General features: G+C 68.8%; 22 protein-coding genes. 19 read left to right on the top strand and 3 right to left on the bottom strand.

The window, feature by feature from the left end; all coding sequences use genetic code 11:
* Positions 1–40: 40 nt before the first annotated feature.
* The 8 genes from ASC61_RS18200 (at position 41) to ASC61_RS18230 (ending at position 7,758) form a co-directional block, all read left to right on the top strand.
* Positions 41–385: a hypothetical protein gene (locus ASC61_RS18200; RefSeq protein WP_056214510.1), complete on the top strand. Its 345-nt coding sequence runs from the start codon at positions 41–43 to the stop codon at positions 383–385.
* Between the two features lie 60 nt (positions 386–445).
* On the top strand, positions 446–2,746 hold the full coding sequence (gene secD, locus ASC61_RS18205) for a protein translocase subunit SecD (protein WP_056214512.1): 2,301 nt from the start codon (positions 446–448) through the stop codon (positions 2,744–2,746).
* A 17-nt stretch (positions 2,747–2,763) separates the two neighbouring features.
* On the top strand, positions 2,764–3,267 hold the full coding sequence (locus ASC61_RS18210; protein WP_056214515.1) for a TM2 domain-containing protein: 504 nt from the start codon (positions 2,764–2,766) through the stop codon (positions 3,265–3,267).
* A gap of 67 nt (positions 3,268–3,334) precedes the next feature.
* Positions 3,335–3,826 (top strand): DUF6318 family protein, encoded by a 492-nt coding sequence (locus ASC61_RS19850; RefSeq protein ID WP_157439553.1) that lies wholly within the window; start codon positions 3,335–3,337, stop codon positions 3,824–3,826.
* 299 nt (positions 3,827–4,125) lie between these two features.
* Positions 4,126–4,536: a hypothetical protein gene (locus ASC61_RS18215; RefSeq protein WP_056214518.1), complete on the top strand. Its 411-nt coding sequence runs from the start codon at positions 4,126–4,128 to the stop codon at positions 4,534–4,536.
* Positions 4,537–4,580: 44 nt separating this feature from the next.
* Positions 4,581–5,957: a cystathionine beta-synthase gene (locus ASC61_RS18220; RefSeq protein ID WP_056214521.1), complete on the top strand. Its 1,377-nt coding sequence runs from the start codon at positions 4,581–4,583 to the stop codon at positions 5,955–5,957.
* Complete coding sequence (locus ASC61_RS18225; RefSeq protein ID WP_056214524.1) at positions 5,954–7,126, top strand: cystathionine gamma-synthase; 1,173 nt, start codon at positions 5,954–5,956, stop codon at positions 7,124–7,126. Before ASC61_RS18220 ends, ASC61_RS18225 begins: the two co-directional genes overlap by 4 nt.
* 62 nt (positions 7,127–7,188) lie before the next feature.
* On the top strand, positions 7,189–7,758 hold the full coding sequence (locus ASC61_RS18230; protein WP_056214527.1) for a DUF998 domain-containing protein: 570 nt from the start codon (positions 7,189–7,191) through the stop codon (positions 7,756–7,758).
* Positions 7,759–7,824: 66 nt separating this feature from the next.
* On the opposite strand, the gene rmuC is transcribed toward ASC61_RS18230, so the two are convergent.
* On the bottom strand, positions 7,825–9,168 hold the full coding sequence (gene rmuC, locus ASC61_RS18235) for a DNA recombination protein RmuC (protein ID WP_082530758.1): 1,344 nt from the start codon (positions 9,166–9,168) through the stop codon (positions 7,825–7,827).
* 102 nt (positions 9,169–9,270) lie between these two features.
* Between rmuC and ASC61_RS18240 the strand changes: the two genes are divergently transcribed.
* From ASC61_RS18240 to tgt, 5 genes are read left to right on the top strand one after another with little or no spacing between them, the layout of a single operon-like run.
* The gene (locus ASC61_RS18240) at positions 9,271–9,891 is read left to right on the top strand and encodes an NAD(P)H-dependent oxidoreductase (protein WP_056214530.1); all 621 of its coding nucleotides are present in this window, start codon (positions 9,271–9,273) and stop codon (positions 9,889–9,891) included.
* 10 nt (positions 9,892–9,901) lie between these two features.
* Positions 9,902–10,543: a hypothetical protein gene (locus ASC61_RS20160; protein ID WP_056214533.1), complete on the top strand. Its 642-nt coding sequence runs from the start codon at positions 9,902–9,904 to the stop codon at positions 10,541–10,543.
* Positions 10,544–10,592: 49 nt separating this feature from the next.
* Positions 10,593–10,997: a tetratricopeptide repeat protein gene (locus ASC61_RS18250; RefSeq protein ID WP_157439554.1), complete on the top strand. Its 405-nt coding sequence runs from the start codon at positions 10,593–10,595 to the stop codon at positions 10,995–10,997.
* Between the two features lie 5 nt (positions 10,998–11,002).
* Positions 11,003–11,656: a M50 family metallopeptidase gene (locus ASC61_RS18255; RefSeq protein ID WP_268750632.1), complete on the top strand. Its 654-nt coding sequence runs from the start codon at positions 11,003–11,005 to the stop codon at positions 11,654–11,656.
* A gap of 4 nt (positions 11,657–11,660) precedes the next feature.
* A complete protein-coding gene (tgt, locus tag ASC61_RS18260; protein ID WP_056214535.1) occupies positions 11,661–12,860 on the top strand; it encodes a tRNA guanosine(34) transglycosylase Tgt in 1,200 nt (399 codons plus the stop codon).
* A gap of 99 nt (positions 12,861–12,959) precedes the next feature.
* On the opposite strand, the gene ASC61_RS18265 is transcribed toward tgt, so the two are convergent.
* On the bottom strand, positions 12,960–13,688 hold the full coding sequence (locus ASC61_RS18265; RefSeq protein WP_056214537.1) for a queuosine precursor transporter: 729 nt from the start codon (positions 13,686–13,688) through the stop codon (positions 12,960–12,962).
* A 43-nt stretch (positions 13,689–13,731) separates the two neighbouring features.
* Between ASC61_RS18265 and ASC61_RS18270 the strand changes: the two genes are divergently transcribed.
* Positions 13,732–14,985 carry a geranylgeranyl reductase family protein gene (locus ASC61_RS18270; protein WP_056214540.1) on the top strand — a complete coding sequence of 418 codons (1,254 nt, stop codon included), beginning with the start codon at positions 13,732–13,734 and terminating at the stop codon, positions 14,983–14,985.
* A gap of 45 nt (positions 14,986–15,030) precedes the next feature.
* Positions 15,031–15,780, top strand: coding sequence for a hypothetical protein (locus tag ASC61_RS18275; protein WP_056214544.1), 750 nt, complete (start codon positions 15,031–15,033; stop codon positions 15,778–15,780).
* Between the two features lie 62 nt (positions 15,781–15,842).
* On the opposite strand, the gene ASC61_RS18280 is transcribed toward ASC61_RS18275, so the two are convergent.
* Complete coding sequence (locus tag ASC61_RS18280; RefSeq protein WP_056214546.1) at positions 15,843–16,340, bottom strand: hypothetical protein; 498 nt, start codon at positions 16,338–16,340, stop codon at positions 15,843–15,845.
* 176 nt (positions 16,341–16,516) lie between these two features.
* Between ASC61_RS18280 and ASC61_RS18285 the strand changes: the two genes are divergently transcribed.
* Genes ASC61_RS18285 through ASC61_RS18300 form a run of 4 tightly spaced genes read left to right on the top strand, consistent with a single transcriptional unit; the run spans position 16,517 to position 20,290 of the window.
* Positions 16,517–18,169 carry an FAD-binding dehydrogenase gene (locus tag ASC61_RS18285; RefSeq protein WP_056214549.1) on the top strand — a complete coding sequence of 551 codons (1,653 nt, stop codon included), beginning with the start codon at positions 16,517–16,519 and terminating at the stop codon, positions 18,167–18,169.
* 24 nt (positions 18,170–18,193) lie between these two features.
* Positions 18,194–19,018, top strand: a complete 825-nt coding sequence (locus ASC61_RS18290; RefSeq protein ID WP_056214551.1) for an aldo/keto reductase — start codon at positions 18,194–18,196, stop codon at positions 19,016–19,018.
* A gap of 17 nt (positions 19,019–19,035) precedes the next feature.
* Positions 19,036–19,431, top strand: coding sequence for a DUF1304 domain-containing protein (locus ASC61_RS18295; protein WP_056214554.1), 396 nt, complete (start codon positions 19,036–19,038; stop codon positions 19,429–19,431).
* Between the two features lie 43 nt (positions 19,432–19,474).
* Positions 19,475–20,290: an exodeoxyribonuclease III gene (locus ASC61_RS18300; RefSeq protein ID WP_200935482.1), complete on the top strand. Its 816-nt coding sequence runs from the start codon at positions 19,475–19,477 to the stop codon at positions 20,288–20,290.
* The last annotated feature ends 1 nt before the right edge of the window (position 20,291 follow it).

The following is a 20,291-nucleotide window of genomic DNA, read 5'->3' on the forward strand; positions in this document are numbered from 1 at the left end:
ATGCGGCCGGCAACCGTCTCACCTCACGTACACTCGCCAGATGTTCTCGAGGCCGGCAGCGCGCAGGACCGCGGCTGCCCTGACGGCGGCTCTGGTCGCCGTGCTCCTCGTGACGTTCGGCGGGCCGACCCACGTCTCGACCCAACGCACCACGGTCTCCGGCGCGAGCCATGCCGGCTCCGCGGTCAAGGCCGCCCGCACCCAGCACGTCTCGCTGGCTGCGACCCACCACCAGGCGCCGCTGCACCTGGACCTCGCGTCCACGCCGCCGAGCGCCGCTTCAGACGTACGCCCGGCAGCGACCCTCGCGACCGCTGACACCCTCGTCGTACGCGCGGGCCGTGACCTCGTCACGCCCACCGGACGGGCGCCGCCGGCTCTCTGAGCCCGCCAAGCCACCCGTCCTTCCGCGCCGTCGTCGGCGTGTTCTTCCGAAAGCTGTCCCATGTCATCCCGTGCACCCTTGTGGCGCGCCGTCGCCGCGTTCGCCGTCGTCGCCATCTCCCTCGCCCTCGCCCTGACCAGCTCGGCCAAGCTCGGCCTCGACCTGAAGGGCGGCACCCAGATCGTCCTGCAGGCCAAGGACTCCGACCGCGCCAAGGCCAACGCGGACTCGACCGATCGCGCCCTCGGCGTGCTGCGCGGCCGCGTCGACGCCCTCGGCGTCGCCGAACCGACCTTGGCCCGCTCCGGCGACACCCGCATCATCGTCGAGCTGCCCGGCGTGCAGGACCCGCGCGAGGCGGCCGAGGTCATCGGACAGACCGCTCAGCTGTCGTTCCACGAGGTGCTCCGCATCCCCGCCCAGGACGAGAAGCCGGCCAAGGGTGAACAGCTGCTGCCGGACGAGAGCGGCGCTCCCGTCATCATCGGCAAGCCGCTGCTCGACGGCACCGGCGTCAAGAATGCGACGGCCGAGACCGAGCAGCAGGGCCTCGGCGAGTGGGTCGTCGGGGTCCAGTTCAACGGCACCGGCAGCGGCGGCTGGAAGCAGCTCGTGTCGGAGGCGTGCGCCAACACCGCGGCCGGCAACCGCGTCGCGATCGTGCTCGACGACAAGGTCATCTCCTCCCCCGGCGTCGTGCCCGAGCTGTGCAGCTCCGGAGGCGGCAGCAGCACGCAGATCCAGGGCAGCTTCACGCAGGAGTCCGCCAAGGATCTCGCCGTCCTCATCAAGGGCGGGGCGCTGCCGATCGAGGTCGAGATCGTCGAGCAACGGACCGTCGGGCCCACGCTGGGCAAGGTCGCGATCGACGCCTCGATCGAGGCGGCCATCATCGGGATCATCCTCACCGGCCTGTTCATCATGTTCGTCTACCGGCTCGTCGGCCTGCTCGCCACGATCGCGCTGGGTGCCTACGCCCTGATCTCGTACGGGCTGCTGGTCTGGCTCGGTGCGACGCTGACGCTTCCGGGACTCGCCGGCTTCGTGCTCGCGATCGGCCTGGCGATCGACGCGAACGTGCTGGTGTTCGAACGAGCGAGGGAGGAGTACGCCCAACGTACGGACGCCGGCCTCTCCCCTGCCCTGAACACCGGGTTCAACAAGGCGTGGTCGGCGATCATCGACTCCAACGTGACCACGTTGCTCGCTGCGGCGCTGCTGTTCTTCTTCGCATCCGGGCCGGTCAAGGGGTTCGGCGTGACGCTGTCGATCGGTGTCGTCGCCTCGATGGTGTCGGCCCTCGTCGTCGCGCGGGTGCTGAGCGAGTGGGCCGTCCGTCGGGCGTACGTCCGCAAGCGGCCCGGGACCAGTGGGCTCGCCGGGACCGGCCGCATCCGCAGATGGCTCACCGAGAGCGGCCCTGACCTGATGAAACGCAGCGGCACCTGGATCGCCGTGACCGCGGTCGTCGCGGTGCTCTCGATCGGCGGGATCGTGCTGCGCGGGCTCAACCTCGGCGTCGAGTTCACCGGCGGGCGGCTGCTGGAGTTCTCGTCATCTCAGCCCGTCGACGTCGACGAGGCACGCGACGCTGTGGGCGAAGCCGGCTTCCCCAAGGCCGTCGTGCAGTCGTCGTCGGGCGAGGATGGCAAGGAGAACGTCACGGTCCGCGTCGACGACATCTCCAACGACGAGGCGTTCCAGATCGAGGAAGCGCTGGCGGGCGTTGCAGGCGGCGTCGAGAAGGAGCGCGACGAGCTGGTCGGCCCCAGCCTCGGCAAGGAGCTGCGTGACAAGGCCCTGATCGCGTTCGGCATCGCGATCGCCGCCCAGATGATCTATCTGGCGTGGCGGTTCCGGTGGACGTACGCTGCGGCGGCGGTGCTGTCGATGTCCTCGGTGGTGCTGACCGTGGTCGGCGTGTTCGCATGGTGGGGCAAGCCGATCGACGGCGTGTTCCTGGCTGCGGTCCTGTCGATCATCGGTCTGGCGGTCAACGACACGATCGTGGTGTTCGACCGCATCCGCGAGCACACGCGCGAGAACCGCAAGCGGCCGCTCCGCGAGGTCGTCAACGAGGCGATCCTGCAGACGATCCCCCGCACGATCAACACGGGACTCGGCGCGATGTTCATCCTCGCCGCACTGGCGGTGCTCGGTGGTGACTCGCTGACCGACTTCGCGATCGCGCTGCTGCTCGGGCTGTCGGTGGGCATCCTGTCGACGATCTTCACCGCATCGGCGCTGGCTGTCGTGCTGGAGGAGCGGTGGCCGTACGACCCCTCGGACCCGGGCAAGCGAGTCATCGATCCGTACGCGAACGTCGATGACGGCCGGTCGACGACGGGAGCGGTCGTGTAGCCGATAGCGTGGCGGCCATGACGTCGACACCGCCGGAACCGCCCGAGTCCGACAGCAACGAGCCGACCGTCCCGCTGGAGGGTGGTGAGCCCGACTACGGTCGGGTCAACCAGCCGCCTCCCCCGCCTCCGGGCTACGGCACACCGCCGCCGCCTCCCGGCTACGGCACACCACCGCCACCTCCGGGCTACGGTCCTCCGCCGGGCTATCAACCGCCGCCCGGTGGCTACCCGCCGCCGCCCGGGTACGCGTACGGCGCTCATGCCGGCGCTCCTTGGGGCGTGCACCCGGTGACCGGAGTGCCGTACTCGGACAAGCAGAAGCTCATTGCCGGCCTGCTCAACATCCTGTTGCCGTTCGGCATCGGTCGGTTCTACATCGGCGACACCGGCACGGGGGTTGCTCAGCTGCTCGTGTCGATCTTCACGTGCGGCATCGGCTCGCTGTGGTCCCTGATCGACGGCGTCTTGATGCTCACAGGCGATCCGAACGACTCCGAGGGTCGTCCGCTCCGCCCCTGACGCGCGTTGTCCACAGCCCCGGCTCGGGGGCTGACAGAACCCGGCGCGTTTCGGTAGTTTCTCGGGCATGCGATTCGGGGGAATTGTTCTGGTGGTCCTGCTGACCCTTGGCGCGTGCTCGTCGGATCCAGAGCCTAAGGAACCGAGGCGCACGACCACGTCAACGGCGCCGACGGCCACCCCACCGACGATGCCGGCGCAAGCGAAAGAAGACACACCCTCGGGTGCCGCGACGTTCGTGAGTCACTACATCGACCTGCTCAACTTCGCTGCAAATACTGGTCAAGCTCAGTCGATGTTGGAGAAGTCCGAAGGTTGTCGCCCCTGCGATAGCTACGCAGCCGAATTCACAAGGGAACCCCCGGACGGTCAGAGGTTTGCCGGCAAGTTTTGGAAATTGACGGATGCCTCGGTGAGCCGAACTAGGAATCCTATCGAGGTCGAGACCAAAGTCTCTGTACGCGAAGGCAGGGCGACGCGCCCGTACACCTTCGTCTTCGTTCTGACGAAAGCAGCCCCGTTCTCCGTGACCGACATCTACATCCCGGAGAGCCAATGAAGCACCGACTCTTTCCACTTATAGTCGCTCCCCTACTTTTGCCCCTAACAGCTGCGGCAGACACCGATGTCACTCCGGACTCATGGAAGCCCAAGCTGCATATCCGCGCCCAGAAGCAGGAGCCACACAAGAACACGAGCACAAAACGGGTGACAAGACCGGAAGGGAAGCTAGTCGATCAGCAAACCCAGTGTTCCCTAGAGGTGGGCGTCCTGAATTGTGATGCAAGCGACTTCTCCGCGGGGTCACCCACGGAGATTCGGCCTGCGGACCTCACTGAGGGGGACATTCTTCGGGCGGTGCGGGAGATCGGGTTGCCCAGCCTGAAGGTGCAGATCCAACCCGGCGAGGAGACGCTCGTCAACATCGAGACCATCTTCTACACCCAGCCGCAGCCCTTCGAGCGCAGCGTGACGCTGCTGGGGTTCGACGTGGATCTGGTCGCCACACCGGTGCGCTACACGTGGATCCACGACGACGGCACAGCGTCCACAACGGCTCGACCTGGACGGCCGTATCCCGCGATGGACGTGACGCATCGCTACCGCGAGCCGGCCGACGACGTGCACCCGCGGGTCGACGTGACCTACCGGGTTCGCTACCGGGTCGACGGCGGCGGGTGGCAGACGATCGGACAGACGTTGCAGGCGTCTGGCCCGGCCGCCGAGCTCGACGTGCGCGAGGCCGCGCCCGTGCTCACCAAGCCCTGACGACGGCGCGATCCCGCTGAGCTGCCGAGTGCAAGAATGGCGACATGCCCATTGCAAACCACATCGTTGAGCTGATCGGCAACACCCCGCTGGTCCGTCTCAACTCGGTCACCTCCGCGGGATCCGCGACCGTGGCCGCCAAGATCGAGTACCTCAATCCCGGTGGCAGCGCCAAGGACCGCATCGCGGTCAAGATGGTCGACGCCGCCGAGGCTTCAGGTGCACTCAAGCCCGGCGGGACGATCGTCGAGCCGACCTCCGGCAACACCGGCGTCGGACTCGCCCTGGTCGCCCAGCAGCGCGGCTACAAGTGCATCTTCGTCTGCCCCGACAAGGTCAGCGAGGACAAGCGCAACACCATGCGGGCCTACGGCGCCCAGGTCGTGGTGTGCCCGACCGCGGTGCCGCCCGAACACCCCGACAGCTACTACAACGTCTCGGACCGCCTCGTACGCGAGACCGACGGCGCCTGGAAGCCCGACCAGTACTCCAACCCGGCCGGCCCCGAGAGCCACTACGAGACGACCGGTCCCGAGATCTGGGCCGACACCGACGGCAAGGTGACGCACTTCGTCGCCGGCGTGGGCACCGGAGGCACGATCACCGGCGTCGGCCGCTACCTCAAGGAGGTCTCCGGCGGCACGGTCAAGGTCATCGGCGCCGACCCCGAGGGCTCCGTCTACTCCGGCGGCACCGGGCGCCCCTACCTCGTCGAAGGCGTCGGCGAGGACTTCTGGCCCAGCGCGTACGACCCCGACATCCCCGACCAGATCATCGCGGTCAGCGACGCGGACTCGTTCGAGATGACCCGCCGCCTGGCTCGCGAGGAGGGCCTCCTCGTCGGTGGCTCGTGCGGCATGGCGACGGTCGCGGCGCTCAAGGTCGCCGCCGAAGCCGGCCCCGACGCCCTGGTCGTCGTGCTGCTGCCCGACGGCGGCCGCGGCTACCTCTCCAAGATCTTCAACGACGACTGGATGTCGTCCTACGGATTCCTCCGCGAGCCGCTGGACGGCACGACGCACGAGATGACCGTCGGCGACCTGCTTCGCACCAAGTCCGGCGGCATGCCGGCGCTCGTGCACACGCACCCGTCGGAGACCATCCGCGACGCGATCGAGATCCTCCGTGAGTACAACGTCTCCCAGATGCCCGTCGTCGGCCCCGAGCCGCCGGTCGTCATCGGCGAGGTCGCGGGCAGCGTCAACGAGCGTGCGCTGATCAGCGCCGTGTTCGAGGGCCGCGCCCTGCTGACCGATGCCGTCTCGCAGCACATGGAACCGCCGCTGCCACTGCTGGGCTCCGGCGAGAGCCTCGACGACGCGCTCGCGGCGCTGCACACCAGCGACGCCGTCATGGTCATCGAGGACGGCAAGCCGCTCGGCGTCCTGACCCGCCACGACCTGCTGGGGGTCCACGTATGAGCGAGAAGAAGAGCACCCAGGACGAGGGCGCGTGGCAGGGCTTCGCGACCCGGGCAATCCACGCGGGCTATGAGCCCAACGCCGAGAACGGCGCGGTCAACGTGCCGATCTACGCCTCCTCGACGTTCGCGCAGGACGGCGTCGGTGGGATGCGGTCCGGCTATGAGTACGCCCGCACCGGCAACCCCACGCGTACGGCGCTGGAGGCCAACCTCGCAGCGCTCGAGGGTGGCGCTCACGGCCGGGCATTCAGCTCCGGCATGGCGGCCACCGACTGCGCGATCCGCTCGCTGCTGCGCCCTGGCGACCACATGGTCATCCCCGATGATGCGTACGGCGGCACGTTCCGGCTGATCGACAAGGTGTTCAGCCAGTGGGGCATCACCTACACCGTCGCCGCGGTCAACGACCTCGACGCGATCCGTGCCGCGATCAGGCCCGAGACCAAGGCCGTGTGGATCGAGACGCCGACCAATCCCCTGCTCAACGTCGGCGACATCGCCGGCATCAGCGAGATCTCGCACGCAGCCGGCGCCAAGCTCGTCGTCGACAACACGTTCGCGTCGCCCTATCTCCAGCAGCCGCTCGAGCTCGGCGCCGACATCGTGCTGCACTCGACGACGAAGTACCTCGGCGGTCACTCCGACGTCGTCGGCGGAGCCTTGGTCACCGACGACGACGAGCTCGACGCCGCGTTCGCATTCCTCCAGAACGGCGCCGGCGGCGTGCCGGGCCCGTTCGACGCCTATCTGACGATGCGCGGCGCCAAGACGCTCGCGGTGCGGATGGACAAGCACTGCGACAACGCCGAGGCGATCGTCGACTTCCTGCAGGGGCACTCGGCGATCGCGTCGATCCTCTACCCCGGCCTGCCCGAGCACCCGGGTCACGCGGTCGCGGCGAAGCAGATGCGCCGCTTCGGCGGCATGATCTCCGTACGCCTTGCCGGCGGCAAGCAGGCGGCGCTCGACTTCTGCGCCCGCACCGAGCTCTTCACGCTGGCGGAGAGCCTCGGCGGCATCGAGTCGCTCATCGAGCACCCGGGTGCGATGACGCACGCGTCGACGGAAGGCTCGCTCCTCGAGGTGCCCGACGACCTCGTACGACTGTCCGTCGGCATCGAGGACATCGACGACCTGATCGGCGATCTGGAGCAGGCGCTCCGCTGACCCCATCACGGTTGAGCCCACAGAGCGTGGGACTGGGCAGGGCCGCCTGGACGCTACAGCCCTTGTACATCGTCCTCGAGGTGGTCGTCGGGCTGCAGGCCTCGCGCGACTACCGGTTCGGCGATTCGACGATCAGCGACCTCGGCAACACTTCGTGCCGGTCGGTTCGCGGCGACGTGCTGTGCTCGCCGTGGCACACGGTGATGAACATCGGCTTCATCTGGTTCGGCGTCAGCCTCGCGCTCGGTGCGCTCCTGCTGGGCTCGCGGAGCCTGCCGGGGCGGACCGGCGCGGCCGCCGTCGTGGTCTGGTGCGTCTCCGGGCTCGGGTCGATCGGTGTGGGTCTGGTCCCCGTCAACGAGCACGGTGGCCTGCACGGTCTCGTCGCGCTGCCCGTGTTCCTGGCCCAGCCCACCGCGCTGCTCCTCACGGCGCTCAGCCTGCGGGCCACGCGTCCCGGGCTCGCACGCGCCACGCTGGCGGTGGCCGTCCTGTCCGCAGCTGGAGTCGCCGGCTTCGCCGCCCTGCTGGCTGGTGACGGATCGACTGGCCTCGGCGGGTTCGAGCGGCTCGCCCTGTGGCCGGGCTATGTCTGGGTGGGCGTCATCGCCGCGCTCAGTCGCACGCGCTGAGCGTGACGAACTGCAGGCGACACGCCGACGCGAGCCTGCAACTCGTCACGCTGAGCGAGGCTGAGGCTAGGCGGTGCGCTCGTCGTCGTCGGCAACGCCGGGGAGTCCGACCTGCTCGAAGTCGATCTCCGGGCGGGCAATCCCCGTCTCCTCGAGCGCGGTGAACTCGCTGGCCGTGAGCCGGCGCGTGTCGCCCTCGATCTGCTTGACCTCGCCGAGCATGCGCGCCTCGTCGATGCCGTCGAGCTTGCGCGCCGTGACGAGCACGCGCCCCTCGAGGGAGCCGGCGAAGTCGTTGTAGGACCGCACCGTGGTCTCGATCGAGCGACCCAGCTTGGAGACGTGGTCGGACAGCTTGCCGAGCCGCTTGTAGAGCTCACGACCGAGATCGACCAGCTCCTGGGCGTTCTCGGCGAGGTCCTCCTGCTTCCACGTCAGTGCCACGGTCTTGAGCGTCGCCCACAGGTTGACCGGCGTGGCCAGGACGATGCCGCGGCTGAAGGCGTACTCGAGCAGCGTGGGATCGGCGTCGAGCGCGGTGTTGAGGATCGCCTCGCTCGGGATGAACGCGATCGTGTACTCGGGGCTGACCGGAAGGCCCGTCCAGTACTCCTTGCCGGCCAGTGCGTCGACGTGACCGCGGACCTGCTTGGCGTGCTGCATCTGCAGCGTCTTGCGCTCGGCCTCGCTGATGTCCTCGCGGAACGAGTCGATGAACGCGCTGAACGGCACCTTGGAGTCGATCGCGACCTGCTTGCGACCGGGCAGCTTGATCACCATGTCGGGGCGGCGGGCGCCGGAGTCGGCCGAGATGGACTCCTGCACCGAGTAGTCGATGCGGTTGAGCAGTCCCGCCGACTCGACCAGCGTCTTGAGCTGCAGCTCGCCGTAGGCGCCGCGTACGGAGTTGTTGCGCAGGGCGGCCGACAGCGTCTCGGCGGCCATCTTGGACTGCTCGGCGCTCTGTCGGGTCGCCCGGATCTGGGCGGCGAGGTCGCCGTGCTGCTCGCTGCGCTGCTTCTCGAGGTCGAGGACCTTCTGCTGCATGTCCTTGAGCTGCGCAGCCACGGGTGCGAGCTTCTCGAGCACCTTGCTCTCGGTCTGCGTCGCCGCCTCGCGCTGGCGGGTCTCCTGACGGTGCGCCTCGACAGTCTGGCGATGCTGCTCCTGCGCCAGCACGAGCTGCTCGCGAAGCCCCTGGACCGAGGCCTCGGCAGCGGCGAGCTGCTGCTCGACCTCAGCGCGTACGACGGCCTCGTCGTGACGGACCTGGGAGATCAGCGCCGCGTGGCGTGCCTCGAGCACCTGCGCGTCGACGCCGGACCCGTCGGAATGGGACGCACGACCAAACAGCCAGCCCCCGACGAGGCCGAGTCCGAGTCCCACGAGAAGCACGATGACGAGTTCCATGTCGTCAGTGTCGCAACCGGGACCGACACATTCGCGCAGACAGGCCGATGACACGCCCGATCGCCCGACACAGCGTCGCCCGGGCTGCCAGAATCGTCATCCATGGCGACCGTGATGCTCCTGCTGGCCCATCCGCGAACCACGAGCTATTGCCACGCGCTGGCCGAGCGGATCGGCGACCGATTGCTCGATCTCGGCCACGAGGTACGTTCGCACGACCTCTACGCCGAGCTGTTCGACCCCGTGCTGACCGCCGAGGAGTCACACACGAGCGGCGAGACGATCGAGTCGGTCCTCGCTCGCGAGAACGACCCGATGGTGGCGCTGCACCGTGAAGAGCTCCGCGTCGCCGAGGGCCTCGTCGTCGTGCACCCCAACTGGTGGGGCATGCCGCCGGCGATCCTGACCGGCTGGATCAACCGCGTCGTCGTACCCGGCGTCGCCTACCGCCTCGCCGACGCGACCGGCCATCCCGAACCGCTCGCCCCGATCGCCGAGCTGTTCGTCGTCAACACCTCGGACACCACGGACGAACGCGAGCGCGAGCTCTACCACGACCCGCTGGCCTCGATCTGGGGCCGCTGCGTCGCGCCCTACCTCGGCGGCCCTCGCGTGACCCGCCGCGTCCTGCGCCCCGTCAGCGACTCGACCGACGAGCAGCGCGCGACCTGGCTCGACGACGTGGAATCACTGGCATCAGAGGTATTCGGCTCCGCCCCCTAGGCTGGCCGGTATGTCTGAGCGTCGCGGATTCCTGGGTGAGGTCTCCTGGTTCCAGCTCGCCGCGAGCGTGCTGGCCGCCGTCACGGCCGCCTGGATCGCCTCGCGGCTGGGCGTCGCGGGCACCTTGGTGGGCGCCGCGCTGGGCAGCGCGACCGTCACCGTCACGTCGGCGCTCTACGCCCGTACGCTCGACAAGGGCCGCACCCTGCTCGTCACCACCGCCACCGGCACGGTGATCCAGCGCCGCGTCGAGGAGGACGGCGAGATCGCCGAGACCATCGACCAGGCCGGCGAAGAAGCCCCCGTCGAGCGCGCCGAGTTCGTGCCCGACGAGCCGGCGCCGCGGCTGCACTGGAAGACCATCATCGTGACGACTGTCGTCGTGCTGGCCCTGGCACTCGCCGCCATCACGACGTACGAGCTGGTGGCCGACCGTACGCTCGACGGCTCCAAGGGCACGACGATCGGCGACACGTTCGGCGGCGACAAGGGCAGCCCGAAACCGAGCGACCCGACGAAGACGCCGGCCACCACACCGACGACCACCGCGCCGACCACGACCCCGACGCCGAGTGCCACCACACCGACCCCCACACCGTCGGCGACCACCCCGACACCCGCGCCCACCGAGACGACCGAGCCGACGGAATGAACCCCGTCATGGCGACGTTGACCCCGCCGACGCCCTGGAAGGAGGCTTCATGACCATCTACATGACCCCGAACATCAGCGACGAGAAGATCGAGTCGCTCGAGCTGTTCGACGCGTTCCGCTACGGCGAGGACCTGCTCGACTCGCGCTTCCCGCGCGACGCCGCTCGCGTGCTCCGCAAGGTCGTCGAAGCCGAACCGGGCAACTCCGCCGCCTGGGAGCTGCTGGGCCGCGCACACTTCGCCGCGGCGCACCTCCCGCTGGCCGAGGAGGCGTTCCGCACGCTCGTCGAGCTGGAGCCCACGAGCATGTGGGCGCAGACCGCGCTCGGCCTGACCCTCGACCGGCAGAGCCGTCACAGCGAGGGCGCGGTGCACCACCGCGTCGCCGCCGCGATGGGTGCGTCGGAGCGCGACGCCACGCGGGTCGAGCTCGTGGACCGACAGGCCGGCTGACCGTCCTGGACACCCAGTGGGCCGCCGTCGCCACAGCCCTGGCGCTGGTCGTGCTGCCATCGGTGTGGCGCACGACCCGCCACCTCGTGACACTCGTGCACGAGGCGGGGCATGCCGTGGTCGCGGTGCTCACGGGCCGGCGCCTCAACGGCATACGCCTGCACAGCGACACCTCGGGGCTGACCGTATCCAGCGGGAAGCCCCGGGGTGCCGGCATGATCGCGACCGCGGCTGCGGGCTATCTCGCCCCGGCTGCGCTGGGGCTCGGCTCGGTGCTGCTCATCGAACACGGTCACACCCCGTGGGCGCTGTATGCCGGGCTGGCCACGCTCGCACTGATGCTGCTGTACATCCGCAACTGGTTCGGCCTCGTCGTGGTCGGCCTCAGCGGCGTCGCCGTCGGCCTGCTGATCTGGCAGGCGCCCGAACGCGTGCAGGACTTCGCCGCCTTGGCGTTCGCGTGGTTCCTCCTGGTCGCTGCGCCGCGGATGACGCTCGACCTGTGGGCGCATCGCCGACGCGTACGCACGCGGACGACCGACGCGGACATCCTGGCCCGTCTCACGATCCTGCCGGCTGCGGTGTGGAACACCATCTTCCTGTTGCTCACGCTCGCCGCGCTGGCCGGAGCGGTACGCGTCACCGATCTGTTCACCTGATTGGATGGCGGACGTGTTCACCGTCGGCAAGGAGCTCGAAGGCGCCCTCGGGCGTACCGGCACGATCTCGACCCCGCACGGCGAGATCCGCACGCCGGCCTTCATCCCGGTCGGCACCCGTGCCACGGTCAAGGCCGTGCTGCCCGAGGCGATGGCCGACCTCGGCGCCCAGGCGCTGCTCGCCAACGCCTATCACCTCTACCTGCAGCCTGGTGCGGACATCATCGACGAGGCGGGCGGCCTCGGCACGTTCATGAACTGGCCCGGGCCGACGTTCACCGACTCCGGCGGGTTCCAGGTGCTCTCGCTCGGCGCCGGGTTCAAGAAGACGCTGTCGATGGACGCCAAGGGAGTCGAGGCCGACGACGTCATAGCCGAGGGCAAGGACCGGCTCGCCCTGGTCGACGACGACGGTGTCACGTTCACGTCGCACCTCGACGGGTCGAAGCACCGGTTCACCCCTGAGGTGTCGATGCAGATCCAGCACCAGCTCGGCGCCGACATCATGTTCGCGTTCGACGAGCTGACGACGCTGATGAACTCCCGGGGCTACCAGGAGGAGTCGATCCAGCGCACGCAGGCGTGGGCGGAGCGCTGCGTCGTCGAGCACCAGAGGCTCGCCGACGAGCGGTCCGACAAGCCCGCACAGGCACTGTTCGGCGTCGTCCAGGGTGCTCAGCACGAGGACCTGCGGCGCGCCGCCGCTCGCGGACTCGTGGGGCTGGACTTCGACGGCTACGGCGTCGGCGGCGCGATCGAGAAGGAGAACCTCGGCACGATCGTGCGCTGGGTCAACGAGGAGCTGCCCGACGACAAGCCCCGGCACCTGCTCGGCATCAGCGAGCCCGACGACCTGTTCACCGCCGTCGAGAACGGCTGCGACACGTTCGACTGCGTCTCGCCGTCACGGGTGGCGCGCTCGTCACGCGTGTACGCCATGACCGGTCGCTACAACCTCAACGTCGCGGCGTCACGGCGCGACTTCGGGCCGATCGACCCGGAGTGCGACTGCTACACGTGCGCGCACTACTCCAAGGCGTACCTCCACCACATGTTCAAGACCAAGGAGTACGTCGCGGCGACCCTCGCGACGATCCACAACGAGCGGTTCACGGTGCGCTTGGTCGACGACATGCGTACGCACCTCGAGGCCGGCACGTTCGCCGAGTTCAAGGCCGAGTTCCTCGCCCGGTTCTACCGCTGACCCGGCTGGTGGTTTACCAAGAGGTCAGGGCAAGGTGCCACCTCGCAGGGTTCACGACCCTTGAGGAGTGGCTGTTTGCCCTGACCTCTTGGTAAACCGTCACACCCAATACGTCGGCTCGCGGCGCTTCAGGGCGTTGATGACCAGCATCGTCAGGGGGCTCACGACGATCTCGACGGCGCACTTGAAGACGAACCCGACGACGAAGTAGTTGACGAACTGGCCGCCCGTGGAGATGCCGATCGCCGACGCAGCGATCGCGCAGAAGATGAACGTGTCGGCCGCCTCACCGACCCCCGTCGAGCCGATCAGCCGGCGCCACAACCCCGGCTCCGCGCTGCGGGCCTTCATCCGCACCAGCACGTACGAGTTGAGGAACTGGCCGGTCAGGTACGCGATGAGGGAGGCCGCGACGATCTGCACACCGGACCAGACGACGCTCTCGAACGCGTCCTGGTTCTCGTAGAAGCTCGCACCGGGCAGCTTCATCGCGACCAAGAACGTGGCGAACGCCAGGATCGCCGTGCCGAAGCCGACCAGGATCGCCCGCCGCGCCGCCTTGAACCCGTAGACCTCGGAGATCACGTCGCCGAGGATGTAGGCCAGCGGGAACAGGATCGCGCCGCCGTCGGAGATGATCGGCAGCACCTGCACCGGGCCGAGCGACACGTCGTGACCCGAGATGAACTCCGTCGACTTCGTCGCCGCGATGTTGGAGACCACGAGCACGACGCAGAACAGCGCCAGGATGACGTCGAAGTAGGACGAGCCGCGCGAGGCGTAGTGGATCTCGCGGTCCGGCTGGGCCGAGGTGGCGGCAGAAGTCATGGGCCCATCCTGCCAGTGCGGACACCTCTGGGAGAATCGATGCATGACCGCTGAGCTGCCGACCCGCACCGACGTGCTTGTCGTCGGCGCGGGCCCCGCCGGAGCGGCAGCAGCTGCCTGGACCGCGCGGTTCGGCATGGACACCGTGCTCGCGGACGCCGCGACGTTCCCCCGCGACAAGACCTGCGGCGATGGCTTGACGCCGCGAGCGATCGCCGAGCTTCAGCGGCTGGGCCTCGAGGAGTGGGTACGCGGCCACGGCACCAACCGTGGGCTGCGTGCCGCTGGCTTCGGTCAGGAGCTGCTGCTCCCCTGGCCCGGCGGCTCGTTGCCCGACTGGGGCTCTGCGGTCCCCCGCACCGAGCTCGACGACAAGATCTTTCGTGTCGCGCTGGAGTCCGGCGCGACGCCGCTCGAGGGTGCCCGTGCCGTCGACGCCGAGCGTGACGCCTCCGGCAGGGTCGTCGCCGTGACGTTCCAGCTCGGCAAGGACCGCACACCGCACACGATCCAGTGCGACCGGCTCGTCGTCGCCGACGGCGTACGTTCGCCGTTGGGTCGCGTGCTGGGCCGCGAGTGGCACCGAGACACGGCGTACGGCGTGGCCGGTCGCTCCTACGTGAAGTCGGGCCGCAGCGACGACCCCTGGATCTCCTCGCACCTCGAGCTGCGGGGCGAGGACGACGAGCTGCTTCCCGGCTACGGCTGGATCTTCCCGCTGAGCGATGGCGAGGTGAACCTCGGCGTCGGCGCGCTCGCCACCGCGAAGCGCCCGGCCGAGCTGCAGATCCGCCCGCTGATGGAGTACTACGCCACGTTGCGCCGCGAGGAGTGGGACCTGAGCGGCGAGCTGCGCATGCCCACCAGCGCGCTGCTGCCCATGGGTGGCGCCGTCTCCGGGGTCGCCGGCCCCAACTGGATCCTGGTGGGCGATGCCGCCGGCTGCGTCAACCCGCTCAATGGCGAGGGCATCGACTACGGCCTCGAGACCGGGCGTGTCGGTGCCGAGCTCATGCGTACGCACACCGACCTGCAGGACGCCTGGCCTGCGCTGCTCACGAGGCACTACGGCGAGGCGTTCTCGATCGCCCGCCGCCTCGCCGGTCTGATCACCGTGCCGCGGCTGCTGCCGACCGCCGGCCCGGTCGGCATGCGCTCGCATCGCCTGATGACGTTCGCCCTGCGGGTCATGGGCAACTTCGTCACCGACGAGGACCGCGACGTCACGGCCCGGCTGTGGCGCTGGGCCGGACGCCAGTCCGTACGCCTTGACCACCGGCCGCCGTTCACGTCCTAGCGCGTTCCCCTGTCGTCGCCGTTCGCGACGGCTAATCTCTGGGCCATGACCGAGCCGCCTGCGGGCCAGCCGCCGTACCAACCACCATCTCCCGGCCACGGACCGCCGTACCAGCCGTCCCAGGAGCCGTACCAGATCGGCGAGATGCTGAGCTGGAGCTGGCGCAAGTTCACCGAGCACTGGAAGGTGCTCGTCCTGGGCATGGTGCCGATGCTCCTGCTGCTGATCGCGTTCTACGTCGCGTACTTCGTGTTCTACCTCGACCTGATGCTGCACGGCGACGACATGTCCGATGCCGAGATCCGCCGCGTGTTCGTCCACATCGCCATCGCGATCGGGGTCTTCTTCGTGCTGTTGATCCCGGCCTCGGTGCTGCAGGCCAACCTCCAGCGAGTGGCCCTCGCGATCGCCGACGGCACCCCGCCGACCTACGCGATGTTGTACGACACCCGCAGGCTCGGGCGGATCATCGTCACGCTCCTCACGCTGGGCGCGGCGACCTTGGTCGGCTTCGTGCTGTGCTTCCTGCCGGGGCTCGCGTTCGGCTTCTTCGCCTCGTTCACGATGTTGTTCGTGCTCGACCAGGACCTGCGCACGATCGAGGCGATCAAGGCCAGCTTCCGGCTCGTGCGTGAGCACCTCGGCCTGGCGCTGCTCTCCGTGTTGCTCATCGGAGTCATCGGCAGCCTGGGTTCGTACGCCCTCGTCGTCGGGATCGCGGTCTCGGTCCCGGTGTCGCTCCTGATGCAGGTCTACAGCTTCCGCGCGCTGACCCGGGGCACCATCAGCCAGTAGGGCCGCGGGACATGACGAAGGGCCCGGCCGGAGCCGGGCCCTTCGTCGTTGAGCTCAGAGAGTCACGCGGCAGGCGGGGCCGGCGGCGTGTCCTTCTTGTTGATCTCCGGGATCTTCTCGCCCGACTCCTTGAAGGAGAGGAACGTGAAGACCGTCAAGGCGATGCCGGCGATCCACAGCAGGTAACCCGACCATCCCGGTCCGACGTCCAGACCCGGAAGGTTCGGGTCGCCCGGGAACACCGCGCGCAGGATGAGCAGCAACGTGCCGACGGCGGCGGCCACCAGTGCGGCAAGGCTCCACGGAACGCCCTCAGGCAGGTTCTCCTTGGCGAACGCCTTGACCGCCACGATCGCCGTGGCGGCGATGATCAGCAGCACGCCGAACGTGGCATAGCTCGTCCAGGCGTTGGTGCCGGCCGAAGCGCTGATCGCGCTGCCCCCGGGTCCGTCGTACGACGCCGTGACGTAGCTGCCGAAGAACGACAGGATGATGGCGACACCGCCAGAGATCAGCGCGCCTTGTTCGAACTTGCCCAGAGACTTGAAGTCAGTGGCCATAAGAATTTATCTCCCAACGATGAGTGTTAGGCCTGAATCTAGACCCATAAGAGTCCTATACGACAGACATTTCACGCCTGTCACGGAAGGCATCTCACGCGAGAATCCGTGGTATGTGACGGCCTGACCGGACGCCTCGGCGGCACCACCCACCCCCGTACGACACAATCTCCGTCATGGATGCTGATGTCATCGTCGTCGGAGCGGGCCTCGCGGGCCTCGTCGCGACCGCAGAGCTCGTCGAATCCGGCCGCAAGGTCATCCTCGTGGACCAGGAGGGCGAGCAGGGCATCGGCGGCCAGGCGTTCTGGTCGTTCGGCGGCCTGTTCTTCGTCGACTCCCCTCAGCAGCGCCGCATGGGCATCAAGGACTCGGTCGAGCTCGCGATGCAGGACTGGATGGGCAGCGCCCAGTTCGACCGCGACGAGGACCACTGGCCGCGGCAGTGGGCCGAGGCGTACGTCAACTTCGCTGCCGGCGAGAAGCGCGCCTGGCTCAAGGAGCGCGGTCACAGCGTGTTCCCGGTCGTCGGCTGGGCCGAGCGCGGTGGCGGACTGGCGAGCGGCCACGGCAACTCGGTCCCCCGGTTCCACATCACGTGGGGCACCGGCCCCGGCATCGTCGAGCCGTTCGAGAAGCTCGTGCGCGCCGGACACGACCAGGGCCTCGTGCAGTTCGCGTTCCGGCACCAGGTCGACGAGCTGATCGTCAGCAACGGCGCCGTCACGGGCGTACGCGGACAGGTCCTCGAGCCCTCCGACGCCGAACGTGCCGCCCCCACGTCCCGTACGTCGATCGGTGAGTTCACCCTGACCGCGCAGGCCGTCATCGTGACGTCGGGCGGCATCGGCGGCAACCACGAGCTCGTACGCGCCAACTGGCCCGAACGTCTGGGCACTCCCCCGGAGCACATGATCTCCGGGGTGCCGGCCCACGTCGACGGCCGCATGCTGGGTATCGCCGAGAAGGCCGGAGCGAGCCACATCAACCGTGACCGCATGTGGCACTACGTCGAGGGCATCAAGAACTGGGACCCGATCTGGCCGCTGCACGGCATCCGCATCCTCCCCGGTCCTTCGTCGATCTGGCTCGACGGCGCCGGCAAGCGGCTCCCCGTCCCGGGGCTGCCCGGATTCGACACGCTCGGCACGCTCAAGCTGCTGCGCCAGAGCGGGTACGACCACTCGTGGTTCGTGCTGACCCAGGCGATCATCGAGAAGGAGTTCGCCCTCTCGGGCCAGGAGCAGAACCCCGACCTCACCGGCAAGAGCGTGCGCGAGCTCGTCAAGCAACGCCTGGCCAAGGGCGCCACGGGGCCCGTCGAGGCATTCAAGTCCAAGGGCGAGGACTTCATCGTCGCCGACACGATCGAGGAGCTCGTCGCGGGCATGAACGCCCTGACGCCGGAGGCGCCCGTCGACGTCGAGGACGTACGCCGTCAGGTCGCCGAGCGTGATCGCGAGCTCGACAACGCGTTCACCAAGGACCTGCAGATCGCCGCGCTCAAGCAGGCCCGCAGCTATCGCGGCGACAAGCTCATCCGCGTCGCGTCGCCGCACAAGATCCTCGATCCCAGCAAGGGCCCGCTGATCGCCGTCCGCCTGCACGTGCTGACCCGCAAGTCCCTCGGCGGGCTCGAGACCAACCTCGACTCCGCCGTGATCGGCACGGACGGCTCTCCTGTCGACGGCCTCTATGCCGCCGGCGAGGTCGCCGGGTTCGGTGGCGGCGGCGTGCACGGCTACAACTCGCTCGAGGGCACGTTCCTCGGCGGCTGCATCTTCAGCGGCCGCGCCGCCGGCCGCGCCGCCGCCCAACAGGTGAGTTGATCCACACCACGTAACGTTGGACGCATGGACACCGCACCTCTCGTGGAGCTCAACGACGGACGCCAGATGCCGCTGCTCGGCTTCGGCACCTACTCGATCAAGGACCCGCAGATCTTCGTCGAGGCGATCGACACGGGCTATCGACTGCTCGACACCGCGACCCGCTACGAGAACGAGGCCGAGGTGGGCCGCGGCATCGCCGACTCGCCGGTCTCCCGCGACGAGCTGTTCGTCACGACCAAGCTGCCGGGCCACGCCCATGGCTCGCAGGGTCCGCGCATCGAGCTGACCGCATCGCTCGAGCGCCTGGGCCTCGACCACGTCGACCTCTACCTGATCCACTGGCCGCTCCCCCGCATCGACAAGTACGTCGAGACGTGGCAGGCGATGATCGCGCTGCGCGACGAGGGCCTCACGCGCTCGATCGGCGTGTCCAACTTCCTGCCCGAGCACCTCAGCCGCCTCGTCGCCGAGACCGGCGTGGCGCCGGCGGTCAACCAGGTCGAGCTGCACCCCTACTTCCCGCAGGCCGAGCAGCGAGCGGCCGACGAGGGCTACCGCATCGTGACGCAGAGCTGGACGCCGATCGGCCGTGGCAGTGACCTGCTCGACAACCCCGTGCTGTCCGAGATCGGCGCGAGGCACGGCAAGTCCCCCGCCCAGGTCGTGCTGCGCTGGCACACCCAGATCGGTGCCGCCCCGATCCCGAAGTCGGCGACGCCCGAGCGCTTCCGCAGCAACCTCGACATCTTCGACTTCGAGCTCGATGCCGACGACCTCGAGCGGATCGCAGCGCTCGACACCGGGCAGCGGATCGGTGGCGATCCTCGTACCCACGAGGAGTTCTAGCCGCTAGGTTGCAGGGCATGACCGCTCTCGCGCTGATCCTCGCCGGCATCGCCGGACTCCTGCACGTGCTGTTCTTCAAGCTGGAGTCGCTCGACTGGCGCAAGCCCAAGACGTGGAAGACGTTCGGGCTGGCGTCGCAGGCGGACGCCGACACGACGGCTTCGCTGGCCTACAACCAGGGCTTCTACAACCTCTTCCTCGCGATCGGCACCTTCGTCGGCATCGCGTACGTCGCGGTCTCGGACGACCACGACACCATCGGCTGGACGTTGATCGTCTTCGCGTGCGGCAGCATGCTCGCCGCCGCGCTCGTGCTGATCACCAGCGGTGGCAAGGCGTTCGCGCGCGCCGCCGCGATCCAGGGCGTACCGGCGCTCCTGGCTGTCGTCACAGCACTCATCGCCGCCAGCTGACACGCGGTCCGAACCGTCGGGGCCGCCGACTAGGGTGAGCCCCGTGCTTCGTATCGCCACCGTCAACGTCAACGGCATCCGCGCCGCCCACAACAAGACGAGAGGGCAGACCCTCGGATTCGGCGACTGGCTCGCCGAGCGGGGCGCCGACATCGTGACCCTGCAAGAGGTCCGCGCGCCCGACGAGATCGTGCGGGAGCTGACTGCAGACGCCGGCTATCACGTGGTCCACGCCGAGGCCGCCGCCAAGGGGCGCGCAGGTGTCGCCGTGCTCAGCCGCGCCGAGCCCACCGAGTTCCGCGTCGGCAACGGCGATGACTACTTCCACGACTCGGGCCGTTGGATCGAGGCTGACGTACCGCTGTCCGACGGCACGACGCTGACAGCCGTGTCGGCCTACGTCCACTCCGGCGAGGCCGGCACGCCGCGCCAGGACGACAAATATCGGTTCCTCGAGCAGATGGCCGTACGCCTGGCCGAGATCCGGGCCACGGGGAACCATGGCGTCGTCACGGGCGACCTCAACGTCGGCCACACCGAGCGCGACATCAAGAACTGGAAGGGCAACGTCAAGAAGGCCGGGTTCCTGCCCGAGGAGCGCGCCTACTTCGACCGCTACTTCGGCGAGCTCGGCTGGGTCGACGTGCACCGCACCCTGGCCGGCGACGTCGACGGGCCCTACACGTGGTGGTCGATGCGCGGTCAGGCCTACGACACCGACACCGGCTGGCGCATCGACTACCAGATCGCGACCCCCGAGCTCGCCGCAGCCGCCCACGAGGCCGTGGTCGACCGGGCACCGAGCTGGGCCGAGCGCTGGTCCGACCACGCTCCCCTGGTCATCGACTACGACCTCTGAC

The organism is Aeromicrobium sp. Root344 (genome assembly GCF_001425755.1).
Lineage (GTDB): Bacteria > Actinomycetota > Actinomycetes > Propionibacteriales > Nocardioidaceae > Aeromicrobium.